The 14288-nt window shown below is 64.2% G+C and carries 15 protein-coding genes and 1 pseudogene; 11 read left to right on the forward strand and 5 right to left on the reverse strand.

Annotation, left to right across the window (positions count from 1 at the left end; all coding sequences use genetic code 11):
* Positions 1-215 precede the first annotated feature (215 nt).
* The 3 genes from AB1462_RS29795 to AB1462_RS29805 are packed head-to-tail and all read right to left on the reverse strand — an operon-like array spanning position 216 to position 1798.
* Positions 216-458, reverse strand: coding sequence for a cytochrome C oxidase subunit IV family protein (locus AB1462_RS29795; RefSeq protein WP_315338739.1), 243 nt, complete (start codon positions 456-458; stop codon positions 216-218).
* 7 nt (positions 459-465) lie between these two features.
* Entirely contained in the window at positions 466-1038 is a 573-nt protein-coding gene (locus AB1462_RS29800; RefSeq protein ID WP_259194692.1) for a cytochrome c oxidase subunit 3, read from the reverse strand.
* Positions 1022-1798, reverse strand: a complete 777-nt coding sequence (locus AB1462_RS29805; protein ID WP_090403089.1) for a CbbQ/NirQ/NorQ/GpvN family protein — start codon at positions 1796-1798, stop codon at positions 1022-1024. Before AB1462_RS29805 ends, AB1462_RS29800 begins: the two co-directional genes overlap by 17 nt.
* Before the next feature lie 195 nt (positions 1799-1993).
* Here AB1462_RS29805 and nirS point away from each other — a divergent pair, with 195 nt between their 5' ends.
* The 11 genes and pseudogenes from nirS (at position 1994) to AB1462_RS29860 (ending at position 11056) form a co-directional block, all read left to right on the forward strand.
* Complete coding sequence (nirS, locus tag AB1462_RS29810) at positions 1994-3667, forward strand: nitrite reductase (protein ID WP_090403087.1); 1674 nt, start codon at positions 1994-1996, stop codon at positions 3665-3667.
* Positions 3668-3691: 24 nt separating this feature from the next.
* Positions 3692-4006, forward strand: a complete 315-nt coding sequence (locus AB1462_RS29815) for a c-type cytochrome (protein ID WP_090403085.1) — start codon at positions 3692-3694, stop codon at positions 4004-4006.
* A gap of 16 nt (positions 4007-4022) precedes the next feature.
* Positions 4023-4340, forward strand: a complete 318-nt coding sequence (locus tag AB1462_RS29820; protein ID WP_186731568.1) for a cytochrome c — start codon at positions 4023-4025, stop codon at positions 4338-4340.
* Positions 4337-5506, forward strand: a complete 1170-nt coding sequence (locus tag AB1462_RS29825) for a cytochrome D1 domain-containing protein (RefSeq protein WP_367248734.1) — start codon at positions 4337-4339, stop codon at positions 5504-5506. Before AB1462_RS29820 ends, AB1462_RS29825 begins: the two co-directional genes overlap by 4 nt.
* 1 nt (position 5507) lies before the next feature.
* Positions 5508-5957: pseudogene (locus AB1462_RS29830) on the forward strand (Lrp/AsnC family transcriptional regulator); the annotation flags it as partial.
* A gap of 146 nt (positions 5958-6103) precedes the next feature.
* Positions 6104-6616, forward strand: a complete 513-nt coding sequence (locus AB1462_RS29835; RefSeq protein WP_244176472.1) for an AsnC family protein — start codon at positions 6104-6106, stop codon at positions 6614-6616.
* The gene (locus tag AB1462_RS29840; RefSeq protein WP_367248736.1) at positions 6609-7052 is read left to right on the forward strand and encodes an Lrp/AsnC family transcriptional regulator; all 444 of its coding nucleotides are present in this window, start codon (positions 6609-6611) and stop codon (positions 7050-7052) included. The genes AB1462_RS29835 and AB1462_RS29840 overlap by 8 nt, the downstream gene beginning before the upstream one ends.
* A complete protein-coding gene (locus AB1462_RS29845; protein WP_367248738.1) occupies positions 7027-7536 on the forward strand; it encodes a nitrite reductase in 510 nt (169 codons plus the stop codon). The genes AB1462_RS29840 and AB1462_RS29845 overlap by 26 nt, the downstream gene beginning before the upstream one ends.
* A 3-nt stretch (positions 7537-7539) precedes the next feature.
* The gene (nirJ, locus tag AB1462_RS29850; protein ID WP_367248740.1) at positions 7540-8721 is read left to right on the forward strand and encodes a heme d1 biosynthesis radical SAM protein NirJ; all 1182 of its coding nucleotides are present in this window, start codon (positions 7540-7542) and stop codon (positions 8719-8721) included.
* Positions 8722-8765: 44 nt separating this feature from the next.
* Positions 8766-9605 carry a uroporphyrinogen-III C-methyltransferase gene (gene cobA, locus AB1462_RS29855; protein WP_090403072.1) on the forward strand — a complete coding sequence of 280 codons (840 nt, stop codon included), beginning with the start codon at positions 8766-8768 and terminating at the stop codon, positions 9603-9605.
* The gene (locus AB1462_RS29860; RefSeq protein ID WP_367248742.1) at positions 9602-11056 is read left to right on the forward strand and encodes a cytochrome D1 domain-containing protein; all 1455 of its coding nucleotides are present in this window, start codon (positions 9602-9604) and stop codon (positions 11054-11056) included. The genes cobA and AB1462_RS29860 overlap by 4 nt, the downstream gene beginning before the upstream one ends.
* A 472-nt stretch (positions 11057-11528) precedes the next feature.
* Here AB1462_RS29860 and hemN read toward each other — a convergent pair whose 3' ends face one another.
* Both hemN and AB1462_RS29870 read right to left on the reverse strand, forming a co-directional pair.
* Positions 11529-12914, reverse strand: a complete 1386-nt coding sequence (gene hemN, locus AB1462_RS29865) for an oxygen-independent coproporphyrinogen III oxidase (RefSeq protein WP_090403068.1) — start codon at positions 12912-12914, stop codon at positions 11529-11531.
* The gene (locus AB1462_RS29870) at positions 12901-14220 is read right to left on the reverse strand and encodes a coproporphyrinogen III oxidase (RefSeq protein ID WP_367248744.1); all 1320 of its coding nucleotides are present in this window, start codon (positions 14218-14220) and stop codon (positions 12901-12903) included. The genes hemN and AB1462_RS29870 overlap by 14 nt, the downstream gene beginning before the upstream one ends.
* Between the last annotated feature and the right edge of the window lie 68 nt (positions 14221-14288).

Consider the following 14288-nt stretch of genomic DNA (forward strand, 5'->3'; position numbering starts at 1 on the left):
ACGCTGCCGATTCAAGCTCGAGTCGCGGCCGACGCAGCCTCGCTTGCGCTCGGCAGCTGCTACGGGGGGAGGCCTTGATGGGGTTGGCATTCGGGGGGCAAGCCCACTCCCACATTTTTAACCGAGTACACCAGACCCAACACCGGTCGGTTCCAAGGCCGCCGCGGCTTGGCTTTTGATCTGGAGTGAGGGCACGCCGAGCCCGTAAGCAGCCGCTACGCAAATAACGGATATGTACTCAGTAAAGCGACCACAACCACCCCCCACCCCAGCATCAAAAATCTCCACAACACTGGCCCACGCCGCAACTCCATAAACCCATCCACGATCACCCACCCCTTGACCACCGCCAGCAACAACACCCCCCACCACAACCCAGACGCGCCCGTCAGCACAGTGCCAACGCTCAGCACCACCAACACCAGCCAACACAGGATCAGCGTCCGGGAATCCGTCATACACACCTCAGCGAATCACATAGACCAGCGGAAACAACACCACCCACACCACATCCACCATGTGCCAATACAGCACCCCGGATTCCAAACCGCTCAAGCCCGGCACCCGGTAAGCCCGCTGCCAACAGCGCAACGCCAGCCACCCGAGAATCACCATCCCCAGCAGCACATGCAAAAAGTGAAACCCGGTAAGCATCCAGTACAAGGTAAAAAACGTGTTGCGCTCAAGTCCGAGCCCGAGGCTCATCAGGTGCGAGTATTCGCCAAGCTTGATCGCCACATACACCAGCGCCACCAACAGCGCCCCCAACAACAAGCAAGCGCCCCGACGCGAACGTCGCAAACGCACCTGCTGCACAGCCAACGCTGCCAACAACCCTGCGGTCAGCAGGCTCAAGGTCATCGCCAACCCGGTCGAGGTGTCCAGCTGTGCTCGCCCGGCGGCAAACAACTCGGGCTTGAGCACCTGGGTCACGGCAAATGCCAGGATCAGGATCGCAAACACCGACAGTTCGGCGAGGATGAAGAACCACATCGCCAGGTCGCCTGGCAGGCGGCGCGGTTCAGGCAAAGTGCACATCCACCACGTCCATCAGCGCGGCGACGGTCTGCGGGTCGTCGCTCAACGGTTCGGCCAGGCACGCCAGGCAAGCTTCGCGCGGGCTCATGCCGGCGCCGATCAGGCGCGCGGTGAAGATCAGCAGCCGAGTGGAGGCCACCTCCTCCAGGTCATGCTGATCAAGCCGACGCAACGCCTGGCCCAGGCGCACGACCTGGGCGGCCAGCGCCACATCCACACCGGCCTCGCGGGCAACGATGCGTTCCTCGTCGGCCACCGGCGGGTAAGCAAAACGCATCGCCACGAAGCGCTGGCGTGTGCTGGGTTTCATGCCCTTGAGCAGGTTCTGGTAGCCGGGGTTATACGACACCACCAGCATGAACGACGACGGTGCCTTGAGCACTTCGCCGGTACGTTCCAGGAACAGCTCCCGGCGCTCATCGGCAATCGGGTGCAGTACCACGGCGGTGTCCTGGCGCGCTTCGACGACTTCGTCGAGGTAGCAGATCCCGCCTTCGCGCACGGCGCGGGTCAGCGGGCCGTCCTGCCACCAGGTGCCGTCAGTGCCGATCAGGTGGCGGCCGAGCAAGTCGGCGGCGCTGAGGTCGTCGTGGCAGGCCACGGTGTACAGCGGCAGGTTCAGGCGGTGCGCCATGTGCTGCACGAAGCGCGTCTTGCCGCAGCCGGTGGGACCTTTGATCAGCACCGGCAGGTGGTGGTGCCAGGCGTGTTCGAACAGCTGCTGTTCGTTGTCCTGCGGTTGATAGAAGGGCTCGGTCATCACACGTACTCGCAACGGGTTCGGCCCCCACGCTAAGGGCCCCTGCGACAACCTGGCAAGCACGCACAACGGCAAACTTGATCGCCGTCAAGCGAGCATTGCGCCGCTGCAACATAGTCTTGCCTGGCACTAAGAACCTGCGCTCTACCCAGCCTTCGCCGGGCATCGCAAAGGTCTTGCCTGAGGAGAAATGGAATGCTGACTCGCAACAGAAAACCCTGGGGCCTTGGCCTCGCCGGCCTGAGCTGCGCCTTAGCCCTGGCACTGCCCATCAACGCCCACGGCGACTCGCATGCCGAGAAGGTGAAAAGCCACGGCGCGCCCGACATCAGCCAAGCGGACTTCGACGCCTCCAAACAGATTTACTTCGAACGCTGCGCCGGCTGCCACGGTGTGTTGCGCAAAGGCGCCACCGGCAAGCCGCTGACCCCGGACATCACCCAGGCCCGTGGCCAGGCCTATCTGGAAGCGCTGATCACTTATGGCTCCCCGGCCGGCATGCCGAACTGGGGTACGTCCAACGCGCTGACCAAGGCGCAGATCACCAGCATGGCCACCTTCATCCAGCACACCGCACCCACCCCGCCGGAATGGGGCATGGCCGAAACCCTCAAGACCTGGAAAGTACTGGTCAAGCCCGAAGACCGGCCGAAAAAACAGCTGAACACGCTCAACCTGCAAAACCTGTTCTCGGTCACCCTGCGCGACGACGGCAAGATCGCCCTGGTGGACGGCGACACCAAGCAGATCATCAAGCTGATCGACACCGGCTACGCCGTGCATATCTCGCGTATCTCCGCGTCGGGCCGCTACCTGCTGGTAATCGGCCGCGACGCCAAGATCGACATGATCGACCTGTGGCCCCTGGAGCCGACCAAAGTCGCCGAGATCAAGGTCGGCATCGAGGCGCGCTCGGTGGAGACCTCCAAGTTCAAGGGCTATGAAGACAAGTACGCGATTGCCGGTTCCTACTGGCCGCCGCAGTTCACCATCATGGATGGCGAGACCCTGGAGCCCAAGCAGATCGTGTCCACTCGCGGCATGACCGTCGATAAGCAGGAATACCACCCCGAACCCCGCGTGGCGGCGATCATCGCCTCCCACGAGTGGCCGGAGTTCATCGTCAATATCAAGGAAACCGGCAAGGTGATGCTGGTCAATTACCAGGACATCAAGAACCTCACCATCACCACCATCGACGCCGCGCCGTTCCTGCATGACGGCGGCTGGGACAGCACCCACCGCTACTTCATGACCGCCGCGAACAACTCCAACAAGGTCGCAGTGATCGACTCCAAGGAGCGCAAGCTCACCGCGTTGGTCGACGTCGGCAAAACCCCGCACCCAGGTCGCGGCGCCAACTTTACCCACCCGCAATACGGTCCTGTATGGGCCACCAGCCACTTGGGCGACGGCGGTATTTCGGTGATCGGCACCGACCCGGTCAAGCACCCGCAATACGCCTGGAAACAGGTGGAATCCCTCAAGGGCCAGGGCGGCGGTTCGCTGTTTATCAAGACCCACCCCAACTCCCATCACCTGTACGTCGACACCACCCTCAACCCCGACGCCAAGCTCAGCCAGTCGGTGGCGGTGTTCGATATCAAGCAGTTGGACAAGGGCTACACCGTGCTGCCGATTGCCGAGTACTCGGGCATCAAGCAAGGCGCGCTGCGGGTGGTGCAACCGGAATACAACAAGGCGGGTGACGAGGTGTGGTTCTCGGTGTGGAACGGCCAGACCGAAGAGTCGGCGCTGGTGGTGATCGATGACAAGACCTTGAAGCTCAAGCAAGTGATCCGCGACAAGCGCCTGATCACGCCGACCGGAAAGTTCAACGTCTACAACACCCAACACGACATTTATTGAGCCCCATCAACACGAGGTCACCCAATGAAAAATATGCTCCTCGCACTGCTGGCATCCGCCGCTGCGCTCAGCCTGCAACCGGCGTTGGCACAAGACGGCCCTGGGTTGTTCAACAGCAAACCCTGTGTGGGTTGCCACATGATCGACAGCAAACTGGTGGGGCCGGCGTTGAAGGAAGTCGCCGCCAAGAATGCCGGTGTGAAAGACGCCGCCACCACCCTGGCCAGCCACATCAAGAACGGTACCCAGGGCAACTGGGGGCCGGTCCCGATGCCGCCGAACCAAGTCACCGATGATGAAGCCAAGGTATTGGCCGATTGGGTCCTGACCTTGAAATAAGCACAAGGAGCACGCCATGCAAGCATCGATCATCGGTACGGCCATGGCGCTGCTCCTGCTGATTCCCGCACGGGCAGCGGCCACCCAGGACGCTGCCCGCCTTGAACACCTGTTGACCCAGGACTGTGGCGCCTGTCATGGCCTGCACCTCACCGGCGGCCTCGGCCCGGCGCTCACACCGCAAGCCCTCGCCCAGCACAGCCGCGACAGTCTGATCGCCACCGTGACCTACGGCCGCCCTGCCCGCGCCATGCCCGGTTGGGGCCCGCTGCTCAGTGCCGGCGATATTGCCTGGCTGGTCGACCGCCTTTTGCAAGGAAGCCCCCCACCATGATGCGACCCACCCTGTTCTCCCTGTGCCTGTTGCTTGGCGCCTGTGCCCAACCCGTGTTACGCGGCAGCGGCGACCTGGGCCTGGTGATCGAACGCGTCAGTGGCAGCGTGCAGATTATCGAGAGCACCGGCATGACCGAACTGGCCCGTATCGAGGGGCTGGGCGACCTGTCCCACGCCTCGGCGGTGTTCTCCCGCGACCAGCGTTACGCCTATGTATTTGCCCGCGATGGCGGGCTGACCAAGATCGACCTGCTGCGCCAACGCATCGAGCGGCGCATCGTCCAGGGCGGCAACAGCATCGGCGGCGCCATCAGCCAGGATGGGCGTTTGATCGCCGTGTCCAACTACGTGCCTGGCGGGGTCAAGGTGTTCGACGCCGAGAACCTGACCCTCATCGCCGACATCCCCGCGACCGCAATGGCCGATGGCAAACGCTCGCGGGTGGTCGGCCTGGTGGACGCACCTGGGCAGCGCTTCGTGTTCAGCCTGTTCGACACCGGCGAGATCTGGAGCGCCGACTTCAGCCACGGCAACCCGCCGCGCATCACTCGCTTCAAGGACATCGGCGAGCAACCCTATGACGCGCTGATCACTGCTGATGGCCGCTACTACATGGCCGGGCTGTTCGGTGAAGACGGCATGGCCCAGCTCGACCTGTGGCACCCGGAGCGCGGCGTGGTGCGCGTGCTCAAGGACTATGGGCGCGGCCAGGCCAAGCTGCCCGTGTACAAGATGCCGCATCTGGAGGGGTGGGCCGTCGCCGATGACCAGGCGTTCGTGCCGGCCGTGGGGCGCCACCAGGTACTGGTGATGGACGCACGCACCTGGCGGCAGACCGCGACGATCCCGGTGGCTGGGCAGCCGATTTTCGTCACTGCACGCCCCGACGGGCGCCAGCTGTGGGTCAACTTCGCCTACCCGGATAACGACCGGGTACAGGTGCTCGACACCGAAACCCACCAGGTGGTCGCCGACCTGCGTCCTGGCCCCGGTGTGTTGCATATGGAATTCACCGGGCGCGGCGAGCAACTGTGGCTGTCGGTGCGCGATGGCGAACAGTTGCAAGTGTGGGACCCGTACCGCCTGACCCTGCTGAAAAGCCTGCCGGCCCAGAGTCCCAGCGGAATTTTCTTCAGCCTGCGCGCGCAAAAAATGGGGTATTGAAATGGACCTTGATTCGCTCAGCCAGCAATTGATTGAACGCTTCCAGCACGGCATGCCGCTGTGCGCCGAACCCTACCGCGAAATGGCCCAGGTGCTGGGCTGCAACGAGGCCGAGGTGATGGCCTGCCTGCAACGCCTGGAACTGGCCGGGGCGTTGTCGCGCATCGGCCCGGTGTTCGAACACACCCGCGCGGGCGCCAGCACCCTGGCCGCCCTGGCGGTGCCGATCGAGCGCCTGGAACAAGTGGCCGCGCGGGTCAGCCAGTACCCGGAGGTCAATCACAACTACGCCCGCGAGCATCATTACAACCTGTGGTTCGTGCTCACCGGGCCCCATCGCCAGCACCTGCAGCAAATCCTTGACGAGCTGGAGAAAGACACCGGCCTCACCCCCCTGGACCTGCCGATGCTCACGGCCTATCGCATCGACCTCGGTTTCCCCCTCGAAGCGGGAGAAGCCCCGCGCGTAGCAGCTGTCGAGCCTTGGCGAGGCTGCGTCAGCGGTGGCTCAGATACACCGCAAACGCAGCCTCGCCAAGGCTCGACAGCTGCTACGGGGGATTTTTTTGAAGTGGGTAGCCTGGGAGAGCAGCCGTGATCACGCCACTGAACCACGAGCAGATGCTCGACCTGCGCCAGTGCCTGGAGCGCGGTTTGCCCATCGTCGCGCGGCCCTACGACGAACTCGCCGAGCAGATCGGCGCCCATCACGATCAGGTGCTGCAACAGATGCAGCAATGGCGTGACCAGGGCCTGTTCCGCCGTGTGGGCCTGGTGCTCAACCATCGCGCGCTGGGCTTCGTGGCCAACGCCATGCTGGTGCTGGATGTGCCGGATGCGCTGGTCGATGAAGTCGGCGCGCGCCTGGGCGGCGCGCCCGGCGTGAACCTGTGCTACCAGCGCCCGCGGCGCCTGCCGCAGTGGCGCTATAACCTGTTCTGCATGGTCCACGGCCGCGAGCGCGCGGTGGTCGAGGCGCAGATCCAAGGGTTGCTGGAGCAGCATCTGCTCAGCGACCTGCCCCACCAGCTGCTGTTCAGCACCCGCGCCTTCAAGCAATGCGGCGGGCGTTTTGCACCACCACCGTCGCAGGTATGGGCCCATGGATGAGCTGGATCGGCAATTGATCAACCGCCTGCAACTTGGCCTGCCGCTGGTGCGCCAGCCATGGCAACAGGTGGCCGAGGAACTGCACAGCCATCCGAGTGAACTGCTCGACCGCTTGTATGCCCTGCTCGAAGACGGCGTACTCACGCGCTTTGGCCCGATGTTCGACATCGAGCGTCTCGGCGGCGCCTTCACCCTGGCCGCGCTGGCCGTACCCGAGGCGCAGTTTGACGCGGTCGCCGAACAGCTCAACGCCCTGCCCCAGGTGGCCCACAACTACCGCCGCGAACACCGTTGGAACATGTGGTTCGTGCTGGCCTGCGCCACCGAGCGGGAGTTGGCCGCCACCCTGTCCCGCATCGAGGCCCTGACCGGGTTGGCGGTGCTCAATCTGCCGAAGGAGCAAACCTACCATGTCGGTCTGTATTTCCCGGTCTGACAACACCCTGGCCCTGCACCTGGTCGCCCTGACCCAAAGCGGCCTGCCGCTGGTGGAAGACCCTTGGGCCTGGCTCGCCGAGCAGTTGGGTATCAGCGTCGAATCGACCCTCGACCTGCTCAAGCGCCTACAAGCCGAAGGCGCGATCCGGCGTATCGCCGCCGTGCCCAACCACTACCGCCTGGGCTATCGGCATAACGGCATGACCGTGTGGGACGTGGCCGATGTGCACATACCGCGCCTGGGTGAACTGATCGGCGCCCAGCCGTTTGTCAGCCATTGCTACCGTCGCCCCCGGCGCCCTGACTGGCCCTACAACCTGTTCGCCATGGTGCATGGCCGCAGCCGCGAAGAAATCGACAGCTACCGCGAGCACCTGCGTTTCCTGCTGGGGGACGCCTGCCGCAGCGACGAAATGCTGGTGAGCAGCCGCATCCTGAAAAAAACCGGCCTGCGCCTGACGCCGGCGCACTCAAAGGAATAGCCCATGCTGCGAATCAGTCAGTACCTGCGTACCCTCGCCGGCCATTGCCCGCCGCCGCGCACCTCGCCCCCTGGCAGTGAGCGGCCGCCGGTGGTGATCTGGAACCTGCTGCGGCGCTGCAATCTCACCTGCAAACATTGCTACGCCACCAGTGCCGACAGCGTGTTTCGCGATGAGCTCGACACCTCGGCTGCGTTGCGGGTGATCGACGATTTGCACGACGCCGGGGTGCGCGTGTTGATCCTGTCCGGGGGCGAGCCGCTGCTGCGCGACGACCTCTTCGAACTCAGCGCCTATGCCCGTGACAAAGGTTTTTTCGTCGCGCTGTCGACTAACGGCACGCTGATCGATGAGCACAACATCCAGCAGATTGCCGACGCGCGCTTCGACTACGTGGGCATCAGCATCGACGGCCTGGAAGCGACCCACGATGCCTTTCGCCAACTGCACGGCAGTTTCCAGCGCTCCATGCACGCCATTCGCCTGTGCCGCGAGGCCGGGATTCGCGTGGGCCTGCGCACCACCCTGACCCAGGACAACCATGGGCAGTTACCGCAACTGCTGACGCTGATGCGCACCTATGATGTACAGAAGTTCTACCTGTCACACCTCAACTACAGTGGGCGCGGCAAGCGCAGCCGCCAACTGGATGCGCACCGGCAGATGAGCCGCGAGGCCATGGCGCTGATTTTCCAGCAGGCCTGGAGCGATATTCAGAACGGCGTGGACAGCGATTTCGTCAGCGGCAACAACGACGCCGACGCCGTGCTGTTGCTGCAATGGGTGCACCAGCACCTGCCCGAACATTACCCGCAGCTTGAGCACCTGCTGCATGCCTGGGGCGGCAATGCCTCGGGCAGCGGCATCGCCAATATCGACAACACCGGCGAGGTGCACCCGGACACCTACTGGTGGCAGCAGTCAGTGGGCAATGTGCGCAACACCGCCTTCCGCCAGCTCTGGCTGGAACAGCCCGACCCGTTGCTGCTGCGCCTGCGCGAACACCCGCGCAGCCTTGGCGGGCGCTGTGCCGAATGCCGCTGGCTGCCGATCTGCAACGGCAATACGCGCACCCGCGCCTGGGCCGATGGCGACCTGTGGGGCCCGGACCCCGGTTGCTACTTCAGCGACGCCGAGATCGCCTGCCAGGCGCCGACCCTGATCCCTTGCTCGACCACCCGGTGACACAACCGGGGGCCGCCTACCTGATGATGAACCAAGGACGTCGCATGCACACTTCAACTGCCCAACCTTCAATTGGCCTGCCGGCCAGTTTGCACAGCCCCTTCCACCCCGGCGAAGTCGCGTTGGTGGGCGCCGGCCCCGGTGACCCGCGCCTGCTGACCCTGCGCGCCTGGAGCCTGTTGATGCAGGCCGATGCGGTGGTGTTCGACCGGCTGATCAGCGCTGAATTGCTGGCGCTGATCCCACTGACCTGCGCCCGCCACTACGTGGGCAAGGCCAGCGGCTGTCACAGCCTGCCCCAGGATCAGCTCAACGAACTGCTCGCCGAGCTGGCCGACGAGGGCCAACGGGTGGTGCGCCTCAAGGGCGGCGACCCGTTTATCTTCGGGCGCGGCGCCGAGGAACTGGAGTACCTGCTTGCGCGTGGGATCCCCTGCCAGGTGGTACCGGGCATTACCGCCGCCTCCGGGTGCAGCGCCTATGCCGGTATTCCGCTGACCCATCGCGACCTGGTCAATTCGTGCCGCTTCGTCACCGGCCACCTGCAGCGCGACGGCGCCTTGAAACTGCCGTGGGCGAGCCTGGCCGAGCCGAGCCAGACGCTGGTGTTCTACATGGGCCTGTCGAACCTGGCACTGATCGCCGAACATCTGGTGGCGGCCGGTTTGCCGGGGGATACACCGGCCGCCCTGATCAGCAATGGCGCGCGCGCCGACCAGCACGTCGCCCGTGGCACCCTGCGCCAGTTGCCCACCCTGGCCGCCGACTGTGAACCGGGTGTGCCCACCCTCACGGTGATCGGCCACGTCGTCAGCCTGTTTGCCGGCGCCGCCCTGCACTTTCCGGCCAGCCTGGCACCGGCCCGTGAAGCGGTGGCGGTATGAAACGCCTGCTGCTGGTGCCGCTGCTCTGGGCGACGGCCGCACAGGGTACGCCAGCGCAGGATTACCGCCAGTATTGCGAAAGCTGCCATGGACTCAATCGCATCGGTGCCACCGGCCCGGCACTGCTCCCGGAAAGCCTGGGGCGGATCAAGCCGGAAGAAGTGCGCAAGGTCATCGAACAAGGCCGGCCCGCCAGCCAGATGGCCGCGTTCGCGCCGCAACTGAGCGCCGCGCAAATGGATGGGCTGGCTGAGTTTCTGCAACAGCCGCCTGACTCACCAGCGACGTGGAACGAGCAAGACATCCGCAACAGCCACAGCGTGCTGGCGGACCTGCGCCAATTGCCGAACACGCCACAGCATCACGCCGACCCGCTCAACCTGTTTGTGGTGGTGGAATCCGGCGACCATCACATGGATATTCTCGACGGCGACACCTTTGCCGTGCTGGACCGTTTCCCCACTCACTTCGCGGTGCACGGCGGGCCGAAATTCTCCCCGGACGGACGCTTTGTGTACTTCGCCTCGCGGGATGGCTGGATCAGCCAATACGACCTGCACAACCTCAAGCTGATCGCCGAAATCCGCGTGGGTCTCAACACCCGCAACCTGGCGGTGAGCAAGGACGGGCGCTGGGTGCTGGCGGGCAATTACCTGCCGGGCAACCTGGTGCTGCTGGATGCGCGCGACCTGTCGCTGGTCAAGACCCTGGACACCGGCTCACGGGTCAGTGCGGTGTACACCGCGCCACCGCGCAACAGTTTTATCGTCGCACTCAAGGACGTGAACGAGGTCTGGGAATTGTCCTATGCCGATGCCCAACCCAGCTTCAAACCCCGGCGCATCCAGGCCCAGGACGTGCTCGATGACTTCTCGTTCTCGCCCGATTACCGGCAACTGATCGCCACCTCACGCAAGGCCGGCGGCGGCCAGGTGATCGACCTGGACAGCGGCCGCGTGGTCACCGACATCCCACTCTCCGGCATGCCGCACCTGGGCTCGGGGACGTACTGGCAACGCAACGGGCAATGGGTGTTTGCCACGCCGAATATCAGCAAGGGGCAAATCTCGGTGATCGACCTCAAGACCTGGACCCTGCTCAAACAGATCCCCACCCTTGGACCGGGCTTTTTCATGCGCAGCCACGTGAACTCGCGCTATGTGTGGAGCGACGTGTTTTTTGGGCCGGACAATGATGCGATTCACTTGATCGACAAGCAGACATTGGAGATCGCCCACACCTTGCGGCCGATGCCGGGCAAGACGGCGGCCCACGTGGAATTCACCCGGGATGGGCGGTATGTGTTGCTGAGCATCTGGGCCACGGACGGGGCGTTGATTGTGTATGACAGCCAGACGCTCAAGGAGGTGAAGCGCATTCCCATGAATAAGCCGTCGGGCAAGTACAACGTGGGCAATAAGGTTGAGTTTGCGGAAGGGACGTCGCATTGAACACGGGTGACAGGCTGGAAGCAGCCAGGTCGTAGAGCGCATGGGCACCGCTGATCCCCTGTGGGAGATGTCGAGCTTTAGCGAGGCTTCGATGGCGGCGGCACAGTTGATAGAGGTGCTGGCTGACCCACCGCTATCGGGAGCAAGCCCCCTCCCACATTTGATCGTGGTTGGCAGGTAGAAAGTGACCCGGCTATAGATCTCGGGAGCACCGCGGGTCCCCTGTGGGAGATGTCGAGCTTCAGCGAGGCTTCGATGGCGGCGACACAGTTGATAGAGGTGCTGGCTGACCCATCGCTATCGGGAGCAAGCCCCCTCCCACATTTGAATGTCGTTGACAGGTAGAAAACGTCCGGCCGTAGGTCTGATGGGCACCGCTGATCCCTGTGGGAGATGTCGAGCTTTAGCGAGGCTTCGATGGCGGCCGCGGGGTGAGTAGATGTGTTGGCTGACACACTGCTATCGGGGTGCGTCAGACCGTGCGGGAGAATTGGCCTTTGTGTGCGCCGCCCAGGTAGGCATCAAAAGCCATGGCCACGCTGCGCACCATCAGTTGGCCCTTGGGCAGCAGTTGCAGTGCGTCGTCTTGAACCAGCAATAACCCGTCCGCCACTTGCTCGTCCAACTGCGTCAACGCTTCGGCAAAATAGTCGTTGAAACGAATGCCATGGGCCGCTTCAACCTGGGCGAAATCGACGCGTCCGTCGCACATGAGGCCATTGATCACCTCTCGACGCAGGACGTCATCGGGGTTGAGCCGGTAACCGCGTTGCACCGGCAACAGGCCCGCATCAATGCGCGCGTAGTACTGGGACAGCTCCTTGACGCTTTGGCTGTAGCTGTCGCCGACCTTACCGATGGCCGACACGCCCAGGCCAATCAGGTCGCAATCGGCATGGGTGGAGTAGCCCTGGAAGTTACGTTGCAGGCTGCCATTGACGCGGGCCAGTGCCAGCTCGTCCTCGGGCAAGGCGAAATGGTCCATGCCGATGTAGACATAACCCGCCTCGGTGAGGCGGCGAATGGTCAGTTCCAGCAGCTCCAGCTTGCGCGCCGGCGGTGGCATGTCTTCGGGGCGGATCAGGCGCTGGGCGCGGATCTGGCTCGGCAGATGCGCGTAGCTGTAGGCGGCCACGCGGTCGGGGCGCAGGGCGATCAGTTTGCCCAGGGTTACATCGAAACTGGCCACGGTTTGCAGCGGCAGGCCGTAGATCAGATCGACACTCACCGACTTGAAGCGTGCCTCGCGGGCCGCTGCCACCAGTTGCAGGATCTGCGCTTCGCTTTGCACGCGATTGACCGCAGCCTGCACATCGGGGTCGAAGTCCTGCACGCCGAAGCTCAGGCGATTGAAGCCCAAGTGGCGCAGGGTGTTGATGCGCTCGACGCTGATGGTGCGCGGGTCGACCTCGATGGAGAACTCATGGGCGTCGCTGTCATCCAGGCTGAAGTTGTCCGCCAGGCAGGCCATCAGTTCGGCCAGTTGCGTGTCATCCAGATACGTCGGGGTGCCGCCGCCCAGGTGCAATTGAGTCAGGCGTCGCGAGCGCTCGAACAGCGCGCCTTGCATCTGGATCTCGCGCTTGAGGTATGCCACATACTCGACGGCACGGTGGGTCTTGCGGGTGATGATCTTGTGGCAGCCGCAGTAGTAGCAAAGGCTTTGGCAGAACGGAATGTGGATGTACACCGACAACGCCTTGGGCGCTGCCATCTGGTGACTGGCGCGCACGGCCTGGTGATAGTCGTCCAGGGCAAACGCGCTGTTGAACTGCGGCGCGGTCGGGTACGAGGTGTAGCGTGGCCCCGGGCGGTCGTACTTGTGCACCAGGGCACGGTCGAATTCAAACGCCGTCATGGTCGATCACCTCGTCGTTGGCGCTGACGGGGGTGGCGAGCGCCGCCCGTTCGAACAATGCGCAGATGGCATCCACCTGGGGCAGGCCCGCAGGCAGCAGCCAGATAAACGTTGGCGACAACTCGAGCAGACCGTCGCGGTGCAAGGCCTCCAGCAGCGGCCAGAGGTTGGCGAAATAACGCCGGAACACCAGGCCGTAACGGCGCTCCACGGCCTGGATATTCAGTTCCAGATCACAGGCCAGGCGTTCGGCGACATGCAGGCGCACCGGGTCGGCGGCCTCGCGAAACCAGCCTCGGCACGTGGCTGGTTGACCACTGGCCAGCTGCTCACGGTAGTGGCGCAGGACCGTCGTGTTCTGCGCGCACAATGTGTCGATCTGGCTGATGGCGCCCAGGCCGAAGCCGATGTGGTCACAGTAACCGTGCAGGGTAAAGCCTTCGCAGTTACGGCTGAGGCGACCGCGCTCCTGGGCCTGTTTGAGGTCATCGTCGGCGCGGGCGAACTGCCCCAGGCCGATGTAGTGATACCCGGCGGCGGCCAGGTGTTCAAAGCCGCTGCGGCGCATCGCGCTTTTATCCGCCGCGCTGCAAAACGCCTGGGCTCGGCGGCCCTGGTAGCGCACCGGAGGCTGGGCGTAATCGAACAGCTGCAGGCGGTCGGGCTCCAAGGCAATCAGGCTGGCCAGTTTCAGCTCGAAACTGGCCGGCGTCTGCCAGGCATGACCGTAGCCGAGGTCGATGTTCACCGAGCGAAACCCGAAGGTGCGCGCCGCATCCACCAGCGACTCGATGGGCGCCGGGTCCTGGTACCGCGACTGGCACAGCGGGTCGTCGCGGCTGGCGTCCGGCACGCCGATGCTGGCGTGGTTGAAACCCTGCTCGCGCAACAGGCCCAGGGTCGCCCAGTCCATGTGCCAGGGGTCGAGGTCGATACGGTAGTCGCCGCGGTCGTGGTCGAGAAAGTTGAAGCGGCTGTGCAGGTGTTCCAGCAATGTGCGCACCTGCTCGATCGTCGGCGTGGTACCGCGCAGGTGAAAGTGTTCGACCGGTTGGCGCGGGCCGAGCTGGCAGCCGATCAGCTGGATTTCCTCGGCAAGGCTGCGCAGGTAGTCGGCGCCGCAGTCAGGCGTGGGCCAGTGCAGGTTCAACGCCAGGGGCCGTTGGCGCTGGCGGCTGTCGCGCAGGGCCCGCAACAGGTCGAGGGAACCAACGCCGGCATGGAAGCGGCGCGTGTCCATCTGGCACGCCAGGTCCAACACGCCGTGATCCTGACGAAAGCGGGTGGGATGAAGATGGGTGCGCATGACGGACTCCGGAGCGGGCGGCGGTGCTGCATTGTCCGGTGTGACCGCGCCGGGCACCTTGATGTGCA

The organism is Pseudomonas sp. SB113, assembly GCF_040754745.1.
Taxonomy (GTDB): domain Bacteria; phylum Pseudomonadota; class Gammaproteobacteria; order Pseudomonadales; family Pseudomonadaceae; genus Aquipseudomonas; species Aquipseudomonas grimontii.